Below are 22,102 nucleotides of genomic sequence, written 5' to 3'. Positions count from 1 at the left end.
GCCAATATAACCGTTTTTTGATAAAAAAGGCTATATTAATAAAATTCATAATAAGTTTAAAATAAGATACTATTACAAATTAAATATTCTTTTTTCGAGGCTTTAATTCATAGATTATATTTTTTGTTAATCTTTGGAAAAATTAAGAACATTTATGTCATTATCAATAACAGCATTTTAACAAGTAAATAACCATTAATTGACTGGCAGGTATAGCAATTAACAATAGGAAAAAAATTGACGTAAATCAATTCATTGCCTCTGGCTTTATTTGCTTAAATTGCTTAAATTGGTGCTCGATCAAATACTCGGTTTTCTATTAAAGGGTATAATTATTGATGTAAATTCAGAATTCAAATCTGAGTCACGTAAAAGAAGTTTATTGTGTGTGAAGATAGGCGTACTATTATTATAGTAATGTTCGTTCTTTTAATTTTGTTAATTATTTGTTGTTTTGAGGCATTTTTTGCTGGTAGTTAAGAGGCTTTCTAAGTATTAAAAACTGGAAGCTGGGTTGCCGCAAGTCGGTGTCTTCCTGCTAGGAGCAAGGAGTCAAGATGTTTGATATTGTCGAACTGTCACGATTACAGTTTGCCTTAACTGCGATGTATCACTTTCTGTTCGTACCATTAACGCTAGGTATGGCGTTTTTGCTTGCGATCATGGAAACGGTATATGTACTGTCAGGCAAGCAAATTTATAAAGATATGACTAAGTTCTGGGGTAAGTTATTCGGTATTAACTTTGCCCTAGGTGTTGCAACGGGTTTGACCATGGAGTTCCAATTCGGTACTAACTGGTCTTACTACGCGCACTATGTTGGAGATATCTTCGGTGCACCTCTTGCAATCGAAGGTTTGATGGCGTTCTTCTTAGAATCTACCTTTGTCGGTTTATTCTTCTTTGGTTGGGATCGTTTAAGCAAAAAACAACACCTTGCTGTAACATGGTTAGTTGCTTTAGGTTCTAACTTCTCTGCTCTGTGGATTTTGGTTGCGAATGGTTGGATGCAAAACCCAATCGCTGCTGATTTCAACTTTGAAACTATGCGTATGGAAATGGTTAGCTTCTCTGAGCTAGTCTTGAACCCAGTTGCACAAGTTAAGTTCGTCCACACAGTTGCTGCGGGTTATTGTACCGGTGCAATGTTTATCTTAGGTATTAGCTCTTACTACCTGCTTAAAGGTCGTGATGTTGCTTTTGCTAAGCGTTCTTTTGCAATTGCAGCAAGTTTTGGTATTGCAGCGGTTCTATCTGTTATCGTTCTTGGTGATGAATCAGGTTACGAAATGGGTGACGTGCAAAAAACTAAACTTGCAGCGGTTGAAGCTGAGTGGGAAACTCATGCTCCTCCTGCCGCGTTTAACTTAATCGCTTGGCCAGATACCGAGAAACAAGAAAATAAATTTGCGATCTCGATTCCTTGGGCGATGGGTATCATTGCAACCCGCTCGGTTGACACTCCTGTTTTAGGTCTGAAAGACCTAATGAAACAACACGAAGTTCGCATTCGTAACGGTATGATTGCATATGGTCAGTTACAAGAACTTCTTGCAGGTAACAAAGATCCTGAATTGCGCGCAGCATTTGAAGCAAGCAAAAAAGATCTTGGGTATGGTCTGCTGTTAAAACAATATGCACCAAATGTTGTTGATGCAACTGAAGCTCAAATCCAAAAAGCAGTGAAAGATAGTATTCCTAACGTTGGGCCTCTGTTCTGGGCATTCCGTATCATGGTTGGTGTTGGCTTCCTGTTACTGTTAATTATTGGCTGGGCATTCCTGTCAGTAGTTCGTAACCGTATTGGTCAAAATAAACTGTTGCTGCGTATTGCACTGCTCGGTATTCCACTACCATGGATTGCAATTGAGTCAGGTTGGTTCGTTGCAGAGTATGGTCGCCAGCCATGGGCAATTGGTGAAGTGTTACCTGTTTCGGTTGCACACTCTAACTTGACGACTCATGACCTGATCTTCTCTATGGTATTGATCTGTGGTCTGTACACACTGTTCTTAATTGCTGAAATGTTCTTAATGTTCAAATTCGCTCGTAAAGGGCCAAGTAGCCTGAAAACCGGTCGTTATCACTTTGAACAGAAAAACACTTCTGCACACGACGTTCAGTAAATAGGAGTCCACTTATGTTTGATTATGAAGTTCTTCGATTTGTGTGGTGGATCCTTATCGGTGTATTACTGATTGGGTTTGCTGTCACAGATGGCTTTGACATGGGCGTTGGCTTCTTATTACCTATTTTAGGTAAAACAGATACTGAACGCCGTATCATGATTAATGCTGTTGCACCGCACTGGGATGGTAACCAAGTTTGGTTAATCACTGCGGGTGGTGCAATGTTCGCTGCATGGCCACAAGTTTATGCTGCGGCATTCTCTGGTTTCTATGTTGCTATGATTTTGGTATTAGCTGCATTGTTCTTCCGTCCGGTTGGTTTCGACTACCGTTCAAAACTGGAGAACCCAAAATGGCGTAACATGTGGGACTGGGGTCTGTTTATTGGTGGTTTCGTTCCACCATTAGTTATCGGTGTTGCGTTTGGTAACCTGTTATTAGGTGTTCCACTGCAAATCGATAATCAACAGTATCTGACTTACACAGGTAACCTGTTTGGTCTGCTAAACCCATATGGTCTGTTAGCGGGTGTTGTCGGCTTAATGATGATTGTGACGCAAGGTGCAACTTATTTGCAAATGCGTACCACTGGTGAACTGTACTTACGTGTTCGTAAAGCAACTTATATCTGTGCATTAGTCACTTTAGTGGCTTTCGCAGGCGCAGGTGTTTGGTTAGTGATGGGTATTGATGGTTATGTTGTTACTTCAACTATCGATACATTAAGCGTATCTAACCCACTAAACAAAACTGTTGCCGTTGAATCTGGTGCTTGGTTAACTAACTTCAATACTTACCCAATCCTGTGGGCGTTGCCTGCTCTGGGTGTAGCACTGCCGTTAGTGACAATGCTGTTTAGTAAAGCAGACAAAAATGGTTTGGCGTTTGTGAGTTCTTCATTAACCATCGCTTGTATCATTTTAACCTGTGGTGTAGCAATGTTCCCATTCATCATGCCTTCAAGCATCATGCCAAACGCAAGTTTGACCATGTGGGATGCAACATCTAGCTTGTTCACACTGCAAGTAATGACTGTTGTTGCTATTATCTTTGTACCAATCGTACTGGCATACACCGCATGGTGTTACTACAAAATGTTCGGTCGTTTGGACAAAAACTTCATCGAAGGCAACAAGCATTCACTGTATTAAGGAGCATAACTATGTGGTATTTCGCCTGGATCCTCGGCACGCTGTTAGCTTGTAGTTTTGCAGTGATCGCAGCATTAGCGTTAGAGCACTCTGAAGACTCTAAAGCCGCTAAAGATGGTGAGTAATAAAAATGCTGGTGGATAAAACCTATCAGCTATTGGATAAGGGGCCGATAAGGGCCCTTATCCTTATTTTAGCTTTAGTTACTGCAGGTGCAGTCATGTGGGATCCAACCCTATTTGCTGCAAAAACTAGTTCATTTCAAATATGGCAAGGGCTGCTGTTAATATGGGCAACGTGTACCGCGATGATTTTTGGTGTGGGTTTTAAACCTAAAAAAGTTATCTTTCGTGCAATTTTTCATCCATTGCCTGCTGCCATCATTCTTATTTGGGGACTTTTTCAGGTCTTTAGATAATTCTAATTGCTAATTATGGGTCCATTGACCCATAATTATTTTTGATATCTTTACTTTCAAAGTGATTCCAAACTGGCACTGTCTTGCGTATAGTGGCACCGTTAATTAATTTAACCTAAGACGGAGTGATTGTTATGTTATTTCGCTGGCCTGTTCGCGTGTATTATGAAGATACAGATGCGGGCGGTGTTGTTTATCATGCACGCTATTTAGCCTTTTTTGAGCGAGCAAGAACCGAAATGCTGCGAAATAAAGGTATCAATCAACAAAGTATGCTTGCTGAGAACCTTGGCTTTGTTGTGCGAAGCATGACAATTGATTTTGTCAAAGGGGCGAAGCTGGATGACCTGCTGGAAGTTGAAACACAAATTATTGAAATGAAACGTGCTTCCTTAACTTTTCAGCAAAGGTTAGTTGATTCGCAAGGTAACCTGCTTTGTGGGGCAAATGCCCTTATTGCTTGTGTGGACACATCAAAAATGAAGCCAATTGCGCTTCCTAAGTCTATTGTCGCGGAGTTTAAACAGTGACTGACATGAATATCCTGGATTTATTCCTTAAAGCGAGCCTTTTGGTTCAGCTCATTATGTTCGTTTTGATCGGTTTTTCTATCGCATCATGGGCGATCATTATTCAAAGAACGAAAATTTTAAATGCGGCAACGCGTGAGGCTGAAGCATTTGAAGATAAGTTCTGGTCAGGTATTGAGCTATCGCGCTTATATAAAGAAAGCCAAGCTCGCCGTGATGAATTGAGTGGTGCCGAACAAATTTTCCATTCTGGTTTTAAAGAGTTCGTTCGTTTACACCAAGCGAATATTCATGCGCCAGATGCAGTAGTGACGGGAGCTTCCCGTGCAATGCGTATTTCAATGAATCGTGAACTCGAATCAGTTGAAGCACATATCCCATTTTTAGGTACTGTTGGTTCAATTAGCCCATATATTGGTTTATTTGGTACTGTTTGGGGGATTATGCATGCGTTTATTGCATTGGGAGCGGTAAAACAAGCAACATTACAAATGGTTGCACCGGGTATTGCTGAAGCGCTGATTGCAACCGCAATTGGTTTGTTTGCAGCGATCCCAGCAGTTATGGCATTTAACCGTTTGAACTTACGTGTCAGCAAATTAGAGCAAAACTACGATAACTTTATGGAAGAGTTTTTAGCCATCTTGCATCGTCAAGCCTTCTCTGCTGATAAGAAATAAGACGGGGAGATAAGCGAATGGCGCGCACAAGTCGCAGACGTGAGCTGAAATCCGAAATCAACATTGTTCCATTACTGGACGTATTGTTGGTACTGTTGCTCATATTTATGGCAACAGCACCGATTATTTCTCAAAGTGTGGAAGTTGAATTGCCGGATGCAACAGATACACAAACCGTATCATCAAGTGATAACCCACCGATTATTTTAGAAGTGTCGGGGGTTGGCCAATATAACATGCGCCTTGATGGTGAGGTTTTAGAATTGCTGCCACCAGAGCAAATTGCTGCAGAGGCGAAATCTCAACTAGAGAAAAATCCAAAAGCAATTTTCTTGATTGGTGGTGCAAAAGAAGTCCCTTACGAAGAAGTGATTAAGGCGCTGAATATATTACACAGCGCAGGGATAAAATCGGTTGGCTTGATGACTCAGCCTATTTAGGCTGGGTTATTGTCGTTTGAATAAGTCACAATTCTTTTTTTGGATACCAGAGTGGGAAAGACAAAAGAGAAAAAAGATAACTTAAATCGATCGTTAGTGATGTCAATCGTATTGCACGTCCTATTGATTGGTTTGATTGTTATAGGCTCTTTAGTTTCCGTCGTCAAACTTGGTGGTGGCGGGGAAGAGGGAACTGTCATCGATGCGGTGATGGTTGACCCTGGCGTGGTTGTTGAGCAGTATGAAGAAATGCAAAGACAGCAAAATAACGTCAGACAAGCGGCAAAAGAGCGCAAAGAGCAAGAACAAAAGCAAGAGGCTGAGCTTAGAGAACAGCAAGAAAAGGAACAAAAGCGTCTTCAGCAGCTTGAAGAAGAGCGTATTAAAATTCAACGTGATACAGCTGAGCAACAAAAGCAAGCTGAGGAACAACAGAAAAAAGCATTAGACGCTGCTAAAAAAGCGAAGGAAGAGCAAAAAATAGCGGAAGAAGCTGCTGCAAAAGCGAAAGCTGAAAAAGAAAAGCTAATTAAAGAGCAAGCGGCTGAGAAGGCGAAGGCCGAGGCGCAAGCGCAGAAAGAAGCCGAAGCCGCTAAAGCCAAAGCTGAAAAAGAAGCTAAAGAAAAAGCGGAAAAAGAAGCCAAGGAAAAAGCCGATAAAGAAGCTAAAGTAAAAGCTGAAAAAGAAGCGAAAGCTAAAGCGGATAAAGAAGCTAAAGAAAAAGCCGATAAAGAAGCTAAAGCAAAAGCGGCGAAAGCCAAAGCTGAAGCGGCTAAAAACGCGGCTTCCGTAGATGATTTGCTTGGTGATTTAACTGCCTCGGGCCCAAGCAAACAAGGTGGTGAAGCCGCAGCTGGAAAAGGTGGTGGTAAAAAATCGGGCGCTTCCAATGCGGATGTGGACAGCTATGCTGGTAAAGTCAAAGCGGCTATCCAAAGTAAATTTTATGATTCAGATACTTTCCGTGGACGTACTTGTGAACTTCAATTGAAGCTCGCGCCTGATGGGTTATTGGTGAGTATTACACCAAAAAATAGCCCAGCTAATGACGCTGCACTCTGTGATGCAGCAATTCGTGCAGCAAAACTTGCAACGATGCCTAAGCCACCGAGCAGAGAAGTCTATGATACGTTTAATAAAGCGGGTAGCACAGTTGTGTTTAAGCCTTGATTTTCAATAACTCAGAGCAGTCTGTATTGATATTATTAAGGCAATAGCATAAATAGTTTGTGTGGTATCTAGTTTTGTTATTATACCTTTGTTAAAATTCAGCGAATTATTGCGGTAGTAAATAATCCGCAGTAAGGGAGATAAGAATGAAGCAGGCTTTTAAAGTAGTTTTAGGGTTCCTAATGCTATGGGCGACAGTGGCTCAGGCTGAAATACGTATTGAGATCACTGAAGGTGTTAATTCAGCTCAACCTATTGGCGTTGTGCCGTTTAAATGGTCAGGTGCGGGTGCACCACCACAAGAAGTCGGCCAAATAGTCGGAGCTGATTTACGCAATAGTGGGAAATTTAACCCTATCGAGCCAAGCCGCATGCCTCAACAACCTGGTACCGCTTCTGAAGTGATTCCTGAAGCGTGGACAGCATTAGGTATTAATGCTGTTGTTGTGGGGCAGGTACAGCCAGCAGCAGATGGTAGCTTTGTCGTTAGCTATCAGTTAGTTGATGTTGCGGCTAACCCAGGTGCTGTTTTATCTCAGAACCAATATAAAGTAACCAAAGAATGGTTACGTTATGCAGCGCATACTGCAAGTGACGAAGTCTTTGAAAAATTGACAGGTATTCGTGGCGCATTCCGTACTCGTATTGCTTATATTGTTGTTAACAAAGGCGGTCAGTATCCATATGAATTACGAGTTTCTGATTATGACGGTTTTAACCAGTTTACGGTTCACCGTTCACCAGAACCTTTGATGTCGCCAGCATGGTCACCAGATGGTGAGAAATTGGCTTATGTTACATTTGAAAGCGGTAGTTCAGCACTTGTCATTCAAACGTTATCAACAGGAGCAGTTCGTCAGGTAGCATCATTCCCACGTCATAATGGGGCACCTGCATTCTCTCCAGATGGCACAAAATTGGCATTTGCACTGTCTAAAACAGGCAGCCTGAATTTATATGTTATGGACTTAGCGAGTGGGCAAATTCGTCAGGTGACTGATGGACGTAGTAACAATACGGAACCAAGCTGGATGCCAGATAGCCAAACTTTAGTCTATACTTCAGATCAGGCGGGACGTCCGCAGATCTATAAAATAAATATTAATGGTGGCAGCCCTGAACGTGTGTCTTGGGAAGGAACACAAAATCAGGACGCTGATGTTAGCCCGGATGGTACTTTCTTAGTGATGGTCAGCTCCGGCGGCGGTCAGCAACATGTCGCCAAACAAGATCTGGCAACGAACAACGTTGAATTTTTAACGAAAACGTTCCTAGATGAAACGCCGAGTATCGCACCTAACGGCACTATGGTAATTTATAGCTCCTCTCAAGGCTTGGGGACTATATTGCAGCTAGTTTCGACCGACGGGCGTTTCAAAGCGCGTCTTCCGGCTACCGATGGACAGGTTAAATTCCCTGCCTGGTCGCCGTATCTGTGATGCATAATAATAATGTGTGGCAAAAAATATTAAGGATCAAAACGATGCAACTGAATAAAGTGCTTAAAGGGCTGATGATCGCGTTACCAATCATGGCAGTCGCAGCTTGTAGCTCTAACAAAAACAATGACCAAGATGGCGTAGATACTTCTACTAACCAAACTAACACTGGTCTGTCTGCGGAAGAGCTGGCACGTCAGCAAATGGAACAGCTGCAACAAAACAACACTGTTTACTTTGGCTTTGACAAATACAACGTATCTCCAGAATACGCTGAAATGTTAGATGCACACGCAGCATTCCTGCGTAGCAACCCATCTGTACGTGTTGTTGTTGAAGGTCATGCGGATGAGCGTGGTACTCCAGAATACAACATCGCGCTGGGCGAGCGTCGTGCTAATGCAGTTAAAATGTACCTGCAAAGCAAAGGTGTTTCTGGTGACCAAGTTTCACTGGTTTCTTACGGTAAAGAAAAACCAGCTGTGTTAGGTCACACTGAAGCAGACTACGCGAAAAACCGTCGTGCAGTCATTGCATACTAATAGATAAGCGAAATTATCTATTATGAACAGTAACTTCAGACACTTACTAGTCGGTCTGTCGTTATTGGTTGGCGTAGCGGCCCCTTGGGCCGCTATTGCCCAAGCGCCAATCAACAATGTCGGATCTGGTTCAACAACAGATCGCCTTACCCAACTTGAGACAGCAGTTAGCTCTCAAGGTCAAATCATGTATCAAATCCAACAACAACTCGCTGACAACCAACGCGACATCGACATGTTACGTGGTCAGATTCAAGAAAGTGAATACAAATTGAATCAAGTTATTGAGCGCCAGAAAGATTTATACATGCAATTAGACAATGCAGGCGGTGGAAACTCAGCAACTTCAGGTGATACAACAACACCTGACACTAGTGCATCAAACGCATCACCTTCCTCAACGGCACCTACGGCAGCTGCTAATACAGGTGGGAATGAGAAAGATGATTACAATGCTGCAGTCAAATTAGCGATGGAAAGCAAATCCAAAGCTCAAATTGATCAGGCAATAGGGGCATTACAAGGCTTTGTTAAAGCCTATCCTAAGTCTGGGTATCAATCTAACGCCAATTATTGGTTGGGGCAGTTAAACTACAATAAAGGTAGCAAAGACGATGCTGCTTTTTATTTCGCAACTGTAGTTAAGCAATATCCTAAATCCCAAAAAAGCAGCGAAGCCTTATATAAAGTTGGGCTGATCATGCAAGATAAGGGACAGAAAGATAAAGCAAAAGCTGTTTACCAACAGGTGCTGAAACAATATCCAAACAGTGCTGGTTCAAAATTAGCCGAAAAAAAGCTGAGTACACTTTAATTTATAACCCCGAAGCCATATTACCGAATATTTCGGGGTTATCAGTATGATAAGTGTGCATTTAATCTTTTTTTGCAAAAAAATCATTGCACCCTCGTCAGAAATCAGTAATATAAGCCGCCGTTGATACGAGAATACTGTTAGCCAAGAATCTCGAAAGACAAAAAGAAATTTAGTTAGAAATATTGTTTTAGATGGGTCGTTAGCTCAGTCGGTAGAGCAGTTGACTTTTAATCAATTGGTCGCAGGTTCGAATCCTGCACGACCCACCATCTAAAACCTATAGTAGCAAAAAGAAGTAATCCAGATGGGTCGTTAGCTCAGTCGGTAGAGCAGTTGACTTTTAATCAATTGGTCGCAGGTTCGAATCCTGCACGACCCACCATCTAAAACCTATAGTAGCAAAAAGAAGTAATCCAGATAGGTCGTTAGCTCAGTCGGTAGAATATTTGAGTTTTACAAGATGGTTGCAGGTTCGGCCCTTAAGGGGAAGTTCGAAGAACTTAAAATCCTGCACAAACAAGTAATTAAGTAATCCCAAAGATGGGTCGTTAGCTCAGTCGGTAGAGCAGTTGACTTTTAATCAATTGGTCGCAGGTTCGAATCCTGCACGACCCACCATCTCAAGTCCAGCCTTAGTATTCAATTCCCAATTCAGTAAATACTCAATCGTTAAGCCATACCTCGATAAGCTGGTTGCAGGTTCAGCCCGTAGGGTAAATCCGAAGGATTTAAATCCTGCACGACCCACCATCTCAAGTCCAGCCTTAGTATTCAATTCCCAATTCAGTAAATACTCAATCGTTAAGCCATACCTCGATAAGCTGGTTGCAGGTTCAGCCCGTAGGGTAAATCCGAAGGATTTAAATCCTGCACGACCCACCATCTCAATACCAATCCAGTAAATGTTCAGCTGCCGAGCCATATCTCGACATGAAAGCACTGCATTCCTTTGCTGTACTTTATTTATCTTATTTCACCAGTTTCTGGAAGTAAGGCGTTATCCTGTAAAATACCAATAAGTAGTTCTTGCATTTTCTCAGCCATAATCTGCATATTATCAAATCCTTGAAGGCTAGCGAGCTCAATAGTTACATCTTTAAAGCAGCGCATTAAACACTGAAGAGACAATGCGGCGCTTTGAGCCGTTCCACAATTAAAAATAACCTCCAATGCCTCGATATAAGGTTTAGGCATCCACTCATGGTAGTTGCGTCCTTTATACCAAACATGTCCACCTTGTAAAGAAACAAGGCGTTCTAGCAGCGTTAAAAAATACTGTTTCATATCCGCACTTCTTGACCATGCGACCCACAACTCATCTCGTGTTAAAGCAATGGTAACTTGATGTGCTTCATGCCAAAAATCAGATACAACGTCAGCGAATTGCGATATTGTTAATTGAGGAGGAGCAAATACTTGTTGGTTAGCACTTTCAGGTAAGCCTTCAGTGATCCCTGTTTTATCGAGTAATACAGTAAAACCACGGGAAAATGTCGTATCTAAACCTTGCAGCTTCATCTTAGATAAGCGCTCAGGCTCAGCAAAAGTGAAATCCACTTTGCGGCCTTCTTCAAAGATCACCAAGCAAGTTGGCCAATCAGGGGCATCCTCTTCAAGATTTAGCAAATGAAGGGCAACCATAGGTCCACCAAACTGATTTATCCAAGACTTCTGATTGAATATTTCAGATGTACCGTGGCCGATCAGCTCGATATCAATATCGGAATAACTATCAACATGTTGATCTCGCCCTCGAGAGCCAGTTAATACCACGGCTTCAATTCTTGGATCGAGCAATGAAACTGAAATAATTTTATTTATTAATAATGCAGGTGATTCCATAACTGACCTAATGAATTAAGTAAGGATGGCTAAGATACCGATAAAGAGGCAGAAAAGCGAAGCTTCAGACGCAAAAAACTACTTAAATGCCCAAGTTTTTTTCGAAGTGAGGGAAAATTGTTAGCGTTTATAGGTGATGTGACAGAATTTAAGCTGTGTTAGTACCAAAATTGCCTTAATTGCGAAAAGCACATTGTGTTAAACATGGGGACGGAAAAAGTACCGTGGTGATATCGCTAATGTAAACTTAATTTAAATTTTACTTTTTGGAAAGTCTCCTGAACTTACGCTGTTTTTTATTATCTGTAGCTATATTTATAAATTATTGTTTCCCTTATTATATATTAAAATAGAATTTTATTTCTTATCAAATTATCATTTATTTTTTAAAGGGAATAAAATGAAAATAAGTATATTAAAACGAGATGATAATCTTTTTGAATTAAAAGATTATCATGAATCCATAAGTGGAAATATAAAAGAACTTCATGTAGAACTAGATACATTAACTGAACAAACATTAAAAATAGAAGCTGAACACGAGAGTATATTCCTTGCCGAAAGTTATAAGTTGGAAAGTAAACTAACATATGTTGAATATATTCAATCTAAAATATATATTGATAGGGTTAAAGTTTATATTCATACCGTTAAGAATGCTCTAGATAAATATAAGCAACTGCAAGATGAATTGCGCTTTTATATTAAAAACCCAGAAGAGATAAAAAACATTACACCAAATATCGCTGAGTGTTATGACAATGTGACAGAAAGCATTCGTAATTATCCATCCATTAGTTCTAGATTACACAGATTGTTATCCACGTTTGACTCGAAGGTTAGCCAGTTGATCACTGATACTAAAGAATATACTTTAACTTTTCACTCTTCCTTGGCTAATTTAAGATACACTGCAAGTGATATATCTTATTCGATAGGAAGTTTACAGCAATATAAACAATCGGATGAGGAATTAGAGATTAATAATGCTGAGAATGATGAACTTGAAATTATTACTGAGTATAGGCAAAAAATGGATATGTCGAGTGATAAATTAATACAAGATAGTACTAAAGAGGGTGATGCTATTAGTTACGAAAACAAAATAAAATCTGAATTACATATTGAGAGTGGAAATTTGACCGAGAATATTGCAGGGTTTTACAGTAGAGAGAAAATTCTATCTAATATAGTAAGTCATAATAATATTATAGAATCCATTTTTCTACCTATACCAATATATTAGTTGCATATCTTCCTTTGATTTATCATACCTGTCTACAGTACAAGTCGGCAGGTTGTAACTTTTTTATTTCATGACATTTATACCCGTGACTCTTCAAGTTGCAGGGCATTTCGTTGAGGTATAAGTGACTACGCTCGTCGAGCCACAGAGTTTATCTATGCACTCCGTCTATTTTCCTTGTCGCCTGCCCGCAACCCGAATTATTGGGGGATATAAAATTAACGTGTACGATCCCTATTACATATACAAGTTAGCCTCTTAATTAAACACCATCTATTGATAAATCAAAGAGGAATCAACTTTTGCTTTCATGCAGGGTATATCCTTTGAGGAGAATCGCTAATGGGGAGGAAATGATGCTAGATAAGTAAAAATAGTGAAGACTTATTGAGCAAATTAGCGTATCGTGTTTAGTATATAAAACAAAAATTGTGAATTTAGGCGGTTTTTAGCTTGGTTTAACTATTAAAATCGCTTTTTGCTAAACAGAGACAACCAATGAGCGTGTTTATCGATTTTGACCAGTCAGTTTATCCATTCCCAGCAAAACCCGCACGATTAAGCTCGGATGAAAAATCATTTTATCGGCAGCGGATCAAATCGCTTTTGTTCGAAAAAAATGCGGTGATCGTTGCACATTACTATACTGACCCTGAAATTCAAGCATTGGCTGAAGAAACGGGGGGTTGTGTCGCAGACTCTCTTGAAATGGCGCGTTTTGGTGCAAAGCATTCGGCATCAACTTTGGTTGTTGCTGGGGTGAAATTTATGGGCGAAACTGCAAAAATTCTCAGCCCAGAAAAGCAAGTCTTAATGCCGACATTAGAAGCCCAATGTTCCCTTGATATTGGTTGTCCTGAAGCGGAGTTTATCCGTTTTTGTGATGAGCACCCAGATAGAACCGTAGTGGTGTATGCCAATACCTCTGCAGCAGTTAAAGCTCGGGCTGATTGGGTTGTGACCTCAAGTATAGCAGTGGAATTGATTGAACACTTAGACAGCTTAGGTGAAAAAATTATTTGGGCTCCTGACCGCCATCTCGGACGTTATGTTCAACAGCAAACTGGGGCAGATATTCTGTGTTGGCAGGGGGCTTGTATTGTTCATGATGAATTTAAAACGCAATCATTAGAAAAAATGAAAGCACTATACCCTGAAGCAGCGGTATTGGTGCACCCTGAATCACCCCAAGCGATTGTCGACCTAGCGGATGCGGTTGGTTCTACAAGTCAATTAATTAAAGCAGCACAAAATTTACCTAACCCATCGATGATAGTGGCGACGGATAAAGGTATTTTTTACAAAATGCAGCAAGCTTGCCCCGAGAAGACGCTTTACATCGCTCCAACAGCGGGTGAGGGCGCTACATGCCGTACTTGTGCACATTGCCCTTGGATGGCAATGAATGGCTTAAAAGCGATTGCTGACGCTTTAGAAGGGAATACGCAAGATCATCAAATTCATGTCAGTGAGATATTACGAGAAAAAGCATTACGACCATTAAATAAGATGCTAGATTTTGCAGAGAGTCTAAAATAATAAATTCAATTTAATGAAGTACTGAGCAATACAACATTAACGATCACTTATAAAGGATTTTGGGATGGATTTCTTTAGTACAGCCAATACGTTAGTGCAGATCCCGCTATGGGGTTCAGTTTATGATTTATCTTACATTGAAGCCGTGGGGACCATTGCCGGCTTACTTTGTATCTTGCTTGCCAGCTTAGAAAAAACGATTAATTATCTGTTTGGGCTAATTAACGTTTCTCTGTTTGCAGTTATTTTCTTTCAAATTCAGCTATATGCAAATTTATTGCTACAGATATTTTTCTTTGTCGCCAATATTTATGGCTGGTATGCATGGAGTAGGGTCACCAGTTCGCAGCAAGCAGAGTTAAAAATTCGTTGGTTGAGCTTACCAAAAGCGGCTATAACACTGGTTATTTCAGTCGTTGCTATTATTTATCTCACATTTAATATTGATGCAGTATTTGGCGTACTAGCAAGATGGGCAGTCGAGTTGTTAAATCTGTTTGGTGCCAACCTTGCGATGCCTACGATAGAACCGGATGCATTCCCATTCTGGGATTCTGCAATGACCATACTTTCTGTCGTCGCAATGATCTTGATGACGCGTAAGTATGTAGAAAACTGGCTACTGTGGGTCATTATTAATGTGATTAGTATTATTATTTTCTTTATTCAAGGTGTTTATGCGATGTCTTTAGAATACTTAATTTTGTTAGGTATCGCGGTCAATGGCTCCAGACTTTGGATAAAATCAGCTAAAGAGAATGGCTCCTCACCAATTTCGCGTGTTTAGCCAGAAAAAATCCGATAAAACGGCTAAAGTGACATCATCGTTGTTTAGCCGTTTTAGTTATTCTTTGCTCTGCTAAATGGGTTTTTAGCTTGTTTATTGTGCTAAATATCAGCCTTTCACCTCATTTTATAATTAGCGATTAATAAAACCATGGTTTTATCGTGCGTTTGCCTGTTTACAGACTTCGGTTGAACGGTTAGATTAAAAATTCGATGCTAATTATCTTGTAAGTTTTTTTAAGCCCAGTGAAGTCATTCACCGTTCCGCTCAACGCTTTACTCAAGCGCAGTAACTTGGGAGAAACCTAGCATGCAAATCAACTACAGTAAAAAATAATAAACATTGGATATACGGGTATGAATTATCAGAACGATGACGTCAGAATAAAACAAATAAAAGAACTTTTACCACCTATTGCTCTGCTTGAAAAATTTCCAGCAACCGATAAAGCTGCGTTTACCGTTCATGAAGCACGCCTCGCTATCCACAATATTTTAGCAGGCAAGGACGACCGTTTGGTTGTCGTCATCGGGCCTTGCTCAATCCATGATACTAAAGCGGCTTTAGAGTACGCAGAGCGTTTAGGTAAATTGCGTGAAGAACTTAAAGGTTCTTTAGAAATTGTCATGCGTGTATATTTTGAAAAGCCGCGCACCACAGTGGGTTGGAAAGGGTTGATCAACGACCCTAAAATGGATTGTAGCTTTAATATTAACGAAGGTTTGCGTATTGCACGTGAATTGCTGTTAACAATCAATAACCAAGGTTTACCGACTGCAGGTGAATTCTTAGATGTTATTAGCCCGCAATATGTTGCAGATTTGATGAGTTGGGGAGCAATCGGTGCTCGTACGACGGAATCACAAATTCACCGTGAATTAGCGTCAGGTTTATCTTGTCCTGTCGGTTTTAAAAATGGTACCGATGGCACGATTAAAATTGCCATTGATGCAATTAATTCAGCGCGCTCAGCTCATTGTTTCTTATCGGTCACTAAATGGGGGCATTCTGCCATTGTGAACACTAGCGGAAACCCTGATTGTCATATTATTTTACGCGGCGGTAAAGAACCAAATTACAGTGCTAAACATGTACAAGAAGTACGTGAAGGGCTGGAAAAAGCAGGGCTTGTACCGAGTATCATGATTGACTTTAGCCATGCAAATAGCTGTAAAAAATTCGAAAAACAAATGGAAGTCGCGACCGATGTGAGCGAGCAAATCCGTAATGGTGACCGTTCTATTACAGGGATTATGATTGAAAGTAATCTTGTTGAAGGTAACCAAAACTTAGAATCGGGCGAGCCATTAGTTTATGGTAAAAGTGTCACTGATGCATGTATTGGTTGGGATGATACTGAAAAAGTTTTACGTCAATTATCTGATGCAGTGATTACACGTCGTACGAAATAAATATCTTCTTTTTAAAATAAAAAGCTAATTCTATAATTGAATTGGCTTTTTTAATATTTATATAATTATAAATATTAAGCTCTCTAGTTTCAATCCATATGAAATATATTATTTTCATTTTTAATGTTTGTGTGTTATTAAATATTAAATAAAAATTTGTTTATTTTATTAGGTTGGGTTAAATTGATTTTAAACCTAATTATTGAAGTGTGATATTTTTTATTCACTATCTTAGTTGTTAGATTTTATTTGGCTCTTAGAGGCTTATTTAATGGAATGATTTTTTAATTTTACTAGCAAATATGCTTTTCTAGAATCTATGGTTAATTTTATCAATTTATTAAGTGTAATTTAGTGAAAGTTATTTTGTTAAATTTAGTTATGATTAAATAAATATGGAAAGTAAAGGAAATAAAATGGAAAAAAATATCAAAATTGAATTGAATCGTAATATATATATGAGAATAAATTCACATGATTTAGGTGTGTATATTGATTCTGGAGAGAAAATTTATCATATAATGAGTAACAGTACAGAAAAATACATTAAAATTTTTTCTGATAAGAAAGATATGGGGGAGATTAGTGAAAAAAAATTACAGCAGATTAAAGATTATATTCTAGAAGTTAATAATTATGCTATTGGAACACTAAAGCAGATAAGTAGTATAATTGATTTCAAGGAAATGATTATCAAATATTTTAATTCTGAAAGCCTTGATGAAAGAGAGTCATTACTTAAAGAATTAAGTGAATATGGAAGTAAATTAGTTAAAGAAGAGCCTTATTTAAAGTATGTATTCGATGTTATTGATACTGATGGAATGAATGATAAACTATTTCATGAATTGAAGTCAATTGACAATGAATTTTCAGAACTAGCTAAAAACTCTAGGTATGGAAGTAATAGTGTACATTCTTTAGTTAATAATGTTAAGGAATTTCTTGCGGATAAAGAAGCTTTTTATTCGGATTATATTGGCGAACTAAACAGTAATCAGAAAATGGTTGATTTGTATGATTCAATGGCAAAAAATTATCAGAAACAAATATTTGATAAGTGTCTTCAGGGATCTCTAACGGAAGCAAGAGAAATAGAAACCAAATATAACGATACTATAAGTAACCGAGATATTTTCGAGTCTCATATAACTCATACTAAATCAACGATGAAAGCGTACAAAGAGGCGATTAGAAAACAAGAAGCTGGAACTCAAAACTTTGTTTCTGTTATGGCAGGTTTTGCTCCAGCAGATATGAGTTTTGGGGTGAGGAATGATCATCAAATTAATTCACTCAGCCATACACAGATTATTCACCCAGCTATATACAACTAATAGTAAAATTTAATTAATAAAATTCTCTGTCAATATATTTATTGGCAGAGAATATTATCCTCTAGCTATTTTTGTATTTTACTCAATAACTCCATTAGCTTAGCTTTCTCTTCAGATGTTGCATTAGCTGGCGTTGCCGTTAATTGCAATACTTCATTGTCGGTCTGAACATCGAAATGCACTTTTCCTTTTTCACCTTTCACGTAAGTGACATCTTTTAAGGGAATACGGTAACAATGAGCAAAAATATTGGGGCGAATATATAAATGAGCATCTTTGACGGCTAAATAAACGCCATCTCCCGCTTTTTTGCCGAAGTAACCAAGAAAAATGGTAAAAACAAACAGGAACATCCCTAAACTTTGGCTTAATATAATGAAAGTGATACTGATTAAACCAAGTGCGCCGACTAAAATACGGTTATTACGTTTGTTGAACTCAACACGTTGGTCAAATTGAACATTTAAAGATGTATCAAATTGGTTTAGTTGATGATAGCGCCAGCGGATCGCAGAGAAAATCATTCCCATAGTAAATACAATGGTGATTGGCATCAATGCTAGGCTACTTAATATCGTAAGAACAATGGATAACCGAGGTTTATAAGCCATCACCATCATACTAATAATTTGTACTGGAAAGCTGACACAGGCAATGATCATTAAGGTTTTCATCAGCTCAGCATTAGCTGCACCATTTGAACCATCAACGACTAATTCGCCACCTTGGATCATATACAGCAGAGAGCCTAAGATACTGGCGCTCAATACAAGACCAACCCAAACATACATATTAAATTTGTTCATTTTGTTGTTTTATCAACCTTTCAATGTGTTTTCCCTATGATAGCCGCTTATTCCTCTTTCTAAAACTAACAGTTAGTGTTTTTTGTTATAGAGGGAATAAGGTCATATTTCAGATAATAAAAAAGGGCTAAGCAAATGGCTTAACCCTTCTGTATTAAAGATAAAGTAAGTAATTACTTCGCTTTACCTTGGTTTGCAACTGCAGCTTGTTTAGCAGCGATTTCATCTTGGTTACCTAGGTAGTAACGTTTGATTGGTTTCATGTTTTCATCGAATTCATAAACCATTGGTACCGCAGTTGGGATATTTAATTCAAGAATTTCATCTTCACTTAAGTTGTCTAAGTGTTTAACTAAAGCACGCAGTGAGTTACCGTGAGCGGCAATGATCACTTTCTCACCACTGGTGACACGTGGTTTGATCACTTCTTCCCAATAAGGGACAACACGTTCAATTGTTGTTGCTAAGCTTTCAGTGACTGGTAATTCGTTTTCTGACAGTTTCGCATAGCGAGGGTCGTGGCCAGGGAAGCGTTCATCATCTTTAGTCAGGTCAGGTGGTGTGATGGCAAAGCCACGACGCCATAATTTAACTTGTTCGTCACCGTATTTTGCTGCGGTTTCTGATTTGTCTAAACCTTGCAGAGCACCGTAATGACGTTCATTTAATTTCCAGCTTTTTTCGACTGGTAACCATGATTGTTCAACTTGATCAAGGATGTTCCATAAAGTATGGATAGCGCGTTTCAGAACGGAAGTGTAAGCAAAATCAAAAACAAAACCTTCGTCTTTTAGCAGTTGGCCTGCAATTTTTGCTTCTTCGCGGCCTTTATCAGACAGTTCTACGTCAGTCCAACCTGTGAAGCGGTTCTCTTTGTTCCACTCACTTTCACCGTGTCTTACTAAAACCAGTTTAGTTACAGCCATAGCTAAAACTCCTATCAGTACATTCTAATTAGAAATGAATTGTTGCTGACCTACATTATAGGGATAGTCAACTCGAACGCCAGTAGCAACTTGCGTTTTCTCCCTATCTATGTGAAAAACAAATTTTACATGAGGGTAATGACTTGTTTTCTAAGTTTGTAGATCCTGTGGATACTCTAAATTTAACTCGAATTGAATCGATACAGCAAGCGATAAAATGACGGTTTGTACATTCTTATGATGGATATCAAGCAAAGTGCCTAATAACTTTAAGGCAAAGAACAGGCAGTTGGTTGTTTTTTTACAAATTACTGATGATTGCTGTTTAAACCAAGTTTGTTTTTTCACCATAAGTTTTTTGTTCGGTGATTGAGGTACACTGACTCGTTTGAACATTGTGCTTGAAGTCGTGAGTTTGTAATGGTCCAATGAACTGATAACATTGAAAATGTTATCAGCTTTTGATGAATTACATTGTCTCACTTATTGAGCAATATAAATTTAATGAGTTAAGCATTAATCAATACTTCATTATTCTGACCTATCTTAAATTTGTTATTTTTCAAATTTTTTATTTCATTAAATTCCTTTTAATTAAGCTTGTGGATTGAATCGCATTCTATATAAAAATGCATAAAAATACTTTTTTTGAATTAATATAAAGAAGCCAGATTAATAATTTATATTATTGTGGAATTTCCAGTTTTTTATTCTTTTGCTTTTTTTACTAAAATATATTTTTAAAATAAAAAATATTTTTATAATTTAATCTAAGTCATTAATAATCAATTTATTATTAATTAACGAAGGTCGTTAATAAGGTTTTGACGGTTTTAATTTATATCTATTTTAATAAATGAGTGTGGAATCACAGTAATTTTCTATTTTATACGTTTAGAATGATGCCAATTTCTAAAGGGGAAACACGATGTCTTTACATTTTGCTTCATTTTTTAAGACCTGCATTTTATTTTTGCTGTCACTTGATAGCAAAATGAAGGCTTTATTGAGCAAAATTTGCTGGTTTGTTCCCGTTACCTCTTTAGAAAAAGACGAATCCGAATACCCTAACCAATTAGAAAATGATTTTTCAGTTAATTGGTCGCAATTATGGCTGAGTGCACAGACGCTTTATACCGAATTATTTGCTAGCGGTGTGGTTAAAGTAGAAAGAAAGTATTACGTAAAGCCATTAATATCACTGAATATTCGTAAGCGTTACGAATTGCTATTTTTGTTCCTTGTTTCTAGTTTACGTCACATGATGACTTGCCGTCATTCTAGTGGTGCGCCTGGAAATTTGGCTAATTTAACTTTAATTGTCTTTCAAAAGCACAATGCGCGTTTTCGCCATTGTGCTTTTTTTATTACCTGAATTAAATTTTTAAGGAGTTGTTATGTTTATTATCTGTGTCGCTGCTTGTCCTACTGGTGTTGCTCATACTTATATGGCAGCGGAAGCATTGGATATCGTAGGGAAAAAACGTGGTCACGAAATCAAAGTTGAGACCCAAGGGAGTATGGGAATTGAAAATGAAATTACCAGTGACGACTTAGCAAGAGCAGATGCGGTCATTTTGGCTGCTGATGTCGCTGTTATTAATAAGGAACGATTTGATGGAATGATTAAGCTTGAATGTAGCGTTGCTGATCCAATTAAGTATGGCGATGCAATTATTGATGCCATCGAGGAGGAAATGAAGAATGGGGCAGTTTAATGGTGCGTCTAAATTAGGTATTGGTACGGAAATTAAAAATGCCATTATGACTGGTGTGTCATGGATGCTGCCATTTGTTATTGCTGGTGCGGTAATTATGGGGATAGCGCGTATTGGTGCATCTTTATATGGCATTGATAATATTTGGGATGCAAGCCATCAGGATGCGACAAATTTTGTGGTGCAAATGCTTCATAAATTTGATGGTTTTGGTGGGTTAGCGTTATCACTCATGTTACCCATTGTTGCGGGTTATATCAGTTTTGCGATTGCGAATAAACCCGGACTAGCGCCAGGCATGGTTGGCGGCCTATTGGCTAGCAATTTAGGGACGGGGTTTTTAGGTGCATTAGCGGCAGGATTTATTGCGGGTTACATTGTTCGTTTATTAGCGAAATATACGAAATTACCCAAATCACTTGCATCAGCAGGACCTATTTTTATTTTACCAGTCGGGGGTACATTACTCACCTGTATTATTATGGCATTTGTGATTGGTGCACCTTTAGCGGCACTTAATCATGGTATGGAACAATGGCTTTTATCAATGTCGGGATCTAACAAAATTATTCTTGCTGCCGTTATTGGTGCCATGGTTGGATTTGACCTTGGGGGGCCAGTTAATAAAGCGGCTGTAACTACTGCAATGGCATTATTAGCATCGGAAATTTATGAGCCAAATACTGCGGCTCAAGTGGCTATTATTATTCCCCCAATTGGCATTGGCTTAGCAACGTTAATTTGGGCAAAACGTTTTCCTGAGTCATTACGAGAGGCTGGCAAAGCGTCGACATTAATGGGGTTAATTGGTGTTTCAGAGGGTGCAATTCCATTTGCGCTGGCAAATCCAAAAATTATTATTATTAATATAGTTGGTGCAGCAACAGGTGCGGCGATGGCAGTTGGTTTAGGTGCGATAAACCATGCGCCTATTTCAGGGTTTTATGGCTGGTTGGCCGTAGATAAATGGCCGATATATATATTATCGGTTGCTGTAGGATCTGGAATTATCACTGTTGGTTCTTTATTAATATTTCGTGGAAATAAAACGATAGAAACTAAAAAAATAGAAACGGCGATTCCTAAATTTAAAGTCGGACGTTAATTAGAACTTTATCTTAATAATCTTATGCTGTGTTAATTAGCGTGAATAACGTGACGGGTTTGTTCTGC

At 38.8% G+C, this 22,102-nt stretch carries 22 protein-coding genes and 3 tRNA genes; 22 read left to right on the top strand and 3 right to left on the bottom strand.

The genetic code is table 11. The features are described from left to right. Positions 1 to 557: 557 nt before the first annotated feature. From cydA to FVA69_RS15440, 14 genes are all read left to right on the top strand, one after another. Positions 558 to 2,126 (top strand): cytochrome ubiquinol oxidase subunit I, encoded by a 1,569-nt coding sequence (gene cydA / locus FVA69_RS15505; RefSeq protein WP_004256799.1) that lies wholly within the window; start codon positions 558 to 560, stop codon positions 2,124 to 2,126. A gap of 14 nt (positions 2,127 to 2,140) precedes the next feature. After that, entirely contained in the window at positions 2,141 to 3,280 is a 1,140-nt protein-coding gene (cydB, locus tag FVA69_RS15500) for a cytochrome d ubiquinol oxidase subunit II (RefSeq protein WP_004909081.1), read from the top strand. A gap of 11 nt (positions 3,281 to 3,291) precedes the next feature. Next, entirely contained in the window at positions 3,292 to 3,405 is a 114-nt protein-coding gene (cydX, locus tag FVA69_RS15495) for a cytochrome bd-I oxidase subunit CydX (protein ID WP_004909083.1), read from the top strand. Positions 3,406 to 3,410: 5 nt separating this feature from the next. Beyond that, a complete protein-coding gene (ybgE, locus tag FVA69_RS15490; protein WP_004256791.1) occupies positions 3,411 to 3,698 on the top strand; it encodes a cyd operon protein YbgE in 288 nt (95 codons plus the stop codon). A gap of 134 nt (positions 3,699 to 3,832) precedes the next feature. Further along, positions 3,833 to 4,228 (top strand): tol-pal system-associated acyl-CoA thioesterase, encoded by a 396-nt coding sequence (gene ybgC, locus FVA69_RS15485; protein ID WP_004256789.1) that lies wholly within the window; start codon positions 3,833 to 3,835, stop codon positions 4,226 to 4,228. Beyond that, entirely contained in the window at positions 4,225 to 4,908 is a 684-nt protein-coding gene (gene tolQ / locus FVA69_RS15480) for a Tol-Pal system protein TolQ (protein ID WP_004256787.1), read from the top strand. The genes ybgC and tolQ overlap by 4 nt, the downstream gene beginning before the upstream one ends. 17 nt (positions 4,909 to 4,925) lie before the next feature. Beyond that, positions 4,926 to 5,348 (top strand): colicin uptake protein TolR, encoded by a 423-nt coding sequence (gene tolR, locus FVA69_RS15475; protein WP_004256786.1) that lies wholly within the window; start codon positions 4,926 to 4,928, stop codon positions 5,346 to 5,348. Positions 5,349 to 5,399: 51 nt separating this feature from the next. Next, positions 5,400 to 6,518, top strand: a complete 1,119-nt coding sequence (gene tolA, locus FVA69_RS15470; protein ID WP_109912828.1) for a cell envelope integrity protein TolA — start codon at positions 5,400 to 5,402, stop codon at positions 6,516 to 6,518. Between the two features lie 146 nt (positions 6,519 to 6,664). Next, a complete protein-coding gene (gene tolB, locus FVA69_RS15465; RefSeq protein ID WP_004909089.1) occupies positions 6,665 to 7,957 on the top strand; it encodes a Tol-Pal system beta propeller repeat protein TolB in 1,293 nt (430 codons plus the stop codon). A gap of 44 nt (positions 7,958 to 8,001) precedes the next feature. Then, entirely contained in the window at positions 8,002 to 8,499 is a 498-nt protein-coding gene (gene pal, locus FVA69_RS15460) for a peptidoglycan-associated lipoprotein Pal (RefSeq protein ID WP_004909091.1), read from the top strand. 22 nt (positions 8,500 to 8,521) lie between these two features. Beyond that, positions 8,522 to 9,313, top strand: coding sequence for a cell division protein CpoB (cpoB, locus tag FVA69_RS15455; RefSeq protein ID WP_109912827.1), 792 nt, complete (start codon positions 8,522 to 8,524; stop codon positions 9,311 to 9,313). A 196-nt stretch (positions 9,314 to 9,509) separates the two neighbouring features. Further along, a tRNA-Lys gene (locus tag FVA69_RS15450) sits at positions 9,510 to 9,585 on the top strand. A gap of 37 nt (positions 9,586 to 9,622) precedes the next feature. Continuing rightward, positions 9,623 to 9,698: transfer RNA gene (locus FVA69_RS15445), tRNA-Lys, on the top strand. 160 nt (positions 9,699 to 9,858) lie between these two features. After that, a tRNA-Lys gene (locus FVA69_RS15440) sits at positions 9,859 to 9,934 on the top strand. A gap of 345 nt (positions 9,935 to 10,279) precedes the next feature. Here the strand turns inward: FVA69_RS15440 and FVA69_RS15435 are convergent. After that, on the bottom strand, positions 10,280 to 11,158 hold the full coding sequence (locus tag FVA69_RS15435) for an aminoglycoside 6-adenylyltransferase (protein ID WP_164529082.1): 879 nt from the start codon (positions 11,156 to 11,158) through the stop codon (positions 10,280 to 10,282). Between the two features lie 400 nt (positions 11,159 to 11,558). On the opposite strand from FVA69_RS15435, the gene FVA69_RS15430 reads away from it, so the two are divergent. The 5 genes from FVA69_RS15430 to FVA69_RS15410 all read left to right on the top strand — a co-directional run bounded on the left by FVA69_RS15430 (position 11,559) and on the right by FVA69_RS15410 (position 17,479). Continuing rightward, positions 11,559 to 12,404 (top strand): hypothetical protein, encoded by an 846-nt coding sequence (locus tag FVA69_RS15430; protein ID WP_123382150.1) that lies wholly within the window; start codon positions 11,559 to 11,561, stop codon positions 12,402 to 12,404. A gap of 498 nt (positions 12,405 to 12,902) precedes the next feature. Continuing rightward, positions 12,903 to 13,943 carry a quinolinate synthase NadA gene (nadA, locus tag FVA69_RS15425; protein WP_004909097.1) on the top strand — a complete coding sequence of 347 codons (1,041 nt, stop codon included), beginning with the start codon at positions 12,903 to 12,905 and terminating at the stop codon, positions 13,941 to 13,943. A gap of 64 nt (positions 13,944 to 14,007) precedes the next feature. Continuing rightward, the gene (gene pnuC / locus FVA69_RS15420; protein ID WP_004909102.1) at positions 14,008 to 14,730 is read left to right on the top strand and encodes a nicotinamide riboside transporter PnuC; all 723 of its coding nucleotides are present in this window, start codon (positions 14,008 to 14,010) and stop codon (positions 14,728 to 14,730) included. Positions 14,731 to 15,086: 356 nt separating this feature from the next. Next, a complete protein-coding gene (gene aroG / locus FVA69_RS15415) occupies positions 15,087 to 16,142 on the top strand; it encodes a 3-deoxy-7-phosphoheptulonate synthase AroG (RefSeq protein ID WP_164529081.1) in 1,056 nt (351 codons plus the stop codon). Between the two features lie 416 nt (positions 16,143 to 16,558). Further along, positions 16,559 to 17,479, top strand: a complete 921-nt coding sequence (locus FVA69_RS15410; protein WP_110731789.1) for a hypothetical protein — start codon at positions 16,559 to 16,561, stop codon at positions 17,477 to 17,479. Between the two features lie 65 nt (positions 17,480 to 17,544). Here FVA69_RS15410 and FVA69_RS15405 read toward each other — a convergent pair whose 3' ends face one another. Beyond that, positions 17,545 to 18,285, bottom strand: coding sequence for a hypothetical protein (locus FVA69_RS15405; RefSeq protein WP_109910947.1), 741 nt, complete (start codon positions 18,283 to 18,285; stop codon positions 17,545 to 17,547). Positions 18,286 to 18,458: 173 nt separating this feature from the next. After that, a complete protein-coding gene (gpmA, locus tag FVA69_RS15400; RefSeq protein WP_004909107.1) occupies positions 18,459 to 19,211 on the bottom strand; it encodes a 2,3-diphosphoglycerate-dependent phosphoglycerate mutase in 753 nt (250 codons plus the stop codon). Between the two features lie 928 nt (positions 19,212 to 20,139). On the opposite strand from gpmA, the gene FVA69_RS21750 reads away from it, so the two are divergent. Genes FVA69_RS21750 through FVA69_RS15385 form a run of 3 tightly spaced genes read left to right on the top strand, consistent with a single transcriptional unit; the run spans position 20,140 to position 22,034 of the window. Beyond that, positions 20,140 to 20,586, top strand: a complete 447-nt coding sequence (locus tag FVA69_RS21750; RefSeq protein ID WP_109910949.1) for a hypothetical protein — start codon at positions 20,140 to 20,142, stop codon at positions 20,584 to 20,586. A gap of 22 nt (positions 20,587 to 20,608) precedes the next feature. Continuing rightward, a complete protein-coding gene (locus tag FVA69_RS15390) occupies positions 20,609 to 20,929 on the top strand; it encodes a PTS fructose transporter subunit IIB (RefSeq protein WP_004909112.1) in 321 nt (106 codons plus the stop codon). Continuing rightward, the gene (locus FVA69_RS15385; RefSeq protein ID WP_110731791.1) at positions 20,916 to 22,034 is read left to right on the top strand and encodes a PTS fructose transporter subunit IIC; all 1,119 of its coding nucleotides are present in this window, start codon (positions 20,916 to 20,918) and stop codon (positions 22,032 to 22,034) included. The genes FVA69_RS15390 and FVA69_RS15385 overlap by 14 nt, the downstream gene beginning before the upstream one ends. The last annotated feature ends 68 nt before the right edge of the window (positions 22,035 to 22,102 follow it).

It is taken from the genome of Providencia sp. PROV004 (genome assembly GCF_011045615.1).
Classification (GTDB): domain Bacteria; phylum Pseudomonadota; class Gammaproteobacteria; order Enterobacterales; family Enterobacteriaceae; genus Providencia; species Providencia rettgeri.
Note: the sequence above shows the minus strand (reverse complement) of the source record. Positions and strands in the feature narration are given on the sequence as shown.

What these genes read in the sequence shown, in the direction of transcription:
- cydA (WP_004256799.1), top strand. Translation starts at nt 558, where the DNA reads ATGTTTGATATTGTCGAACTGTCACGATTACAGTTTGCCTTAACTGCG.
- cydB (WP_004909081.1), top strand. Translation starts at nt 2,141, where the DNA reads ATGTTTGATTATGAAGTTCTTCGATTTGTGTGGTGGATCCTTATCGGT.
- cydX (WP_004909083.1), top strand. Translation starts at nt 3,292, where the DNA reads ATGTGGTATTTCGCCTGGATCCTCGGCACGCTGTTAGCTTGTAGTTTT.
- ybgE (WP_004256791.1), top strand. Translation starts at nt 3,411, where the DNA reads ATGCTGGTGGATAAAACCTATCAGCTATTGGATAAGGGGCCGATAAGG.
- ybgC (WP_004256789.1), top strand. Translation starts at nt 3,833, where the DNA reads ATGTTATTTCGCTGGCCTGTTCGCGTGTATTATGAAGATACAGATGCG.
- tolR (WP_004256786.1), top strand. Translation starts at nt 4,926, where the DNA reads ATGGCGCGCACAAGTCGCAGACGTGAGCTGAAATCCGAAATCAACATT.
- tolB (WP_004909089.1), top strand. Translation starts at nt 6,665, where the DNA reads ATGAAGCAGGCTTTTAAAGTAGTTTTAGGGTTCCTAATGCTATGGGCG.
- pal (WP_004909091.1), top strand. Translation starts at nt 8,002, where the DNA reads ATGCAACTGAATAAAGTGCTTAAAGGGCTGATGATCGCGTTACCAATC.
- cpoB (WP_109912827.1), top strand. Translation starts at nt 8,522, where the DNA reads ATGAACAGTAACTTCAGACACTTACTAGTCGGTCTGTCGTTATTGGTT.
- FVA69_RS15435 (WP_164529082.1), bottom strand. Translation starts at nt 11,158, where the DNA reads ATGGAATCACCTGCATTATTAATAAATAAAATTATTTCAGTTTCATTG.
- FVA69_RS15430 (WP_123382150.1), top strand. Translation starts at nt 11,559, where the DNA reads ATGAAAATAAGTATATTAAAACGAGATGATAATCTTTTTGAATTAAAA.
- nadA (WP_004909097.1), top strand. Translation starts at nt 12,903, where the DNA reads ATGAGCGTGTTTATCGATTTTGACCAGTCAGTTTATCCATTCCCAGCA.
- pnuC (WP_004909102.1), top strand. Translation starts at nt 14,008, where the DNA reads ATGGATTTCTTTAGTACAGCCAATACGTTAGTGCAGATCCCGCTATGG.
- aroG (WP_164529081.1), top strand. Translation starts at nt 15,087, where the DNA reads ATGAATTATCAGAACGATGACGTCAGAATAAAACAAATAAAAGAACTT.
- FVA69_RS15410 (WP_110731789.1), top strand. Translation starts at nt 16,559, where the DNA reads ATGGAAAAAAATATCAAAATTGAATTGAATCGTAATATATATATGAGA.
- FVA69_RS15405 (WP_109910947.1), bottom strand. Translation starts at nt 18,285, where the DNA reads ATGAACAAATTTAATATGTATGTTTGGGTTGGTCTTGTATTGAGCGCC.
- gpmA (WP_004909107.1), bottom strand. Translation starts at nt 19,211, where the DNA reads ATGGCTGTAACTAAACTGGTTTTAGTAAGACACGGTGAAAGTGAGTGG.
- FVA69_RS21750 (WP_109910949.1), top strand. Translation starts at nt 20,140, where the DNA reads ATGTCTTTACATTTTGCTTCATTTTTTAAGACCTGCATTTTATTTTTG.
- FVA69_RS15390 (WP_004909112.1), top strand. Translation starts at nt 20,609, where the DNA reads ATGTTTATTATCTGTGTCGCTGCTTGTCCTACTGGTGTTGCTCATACT.
- FVA69_RS15385 (WP_110731791.1), top strand. Translation starts at nt 20,916, where the DNA reads ATGGGGCAGTTTAATGGTGCGTCTAAATTAGGTATTGGTACGGAAATT.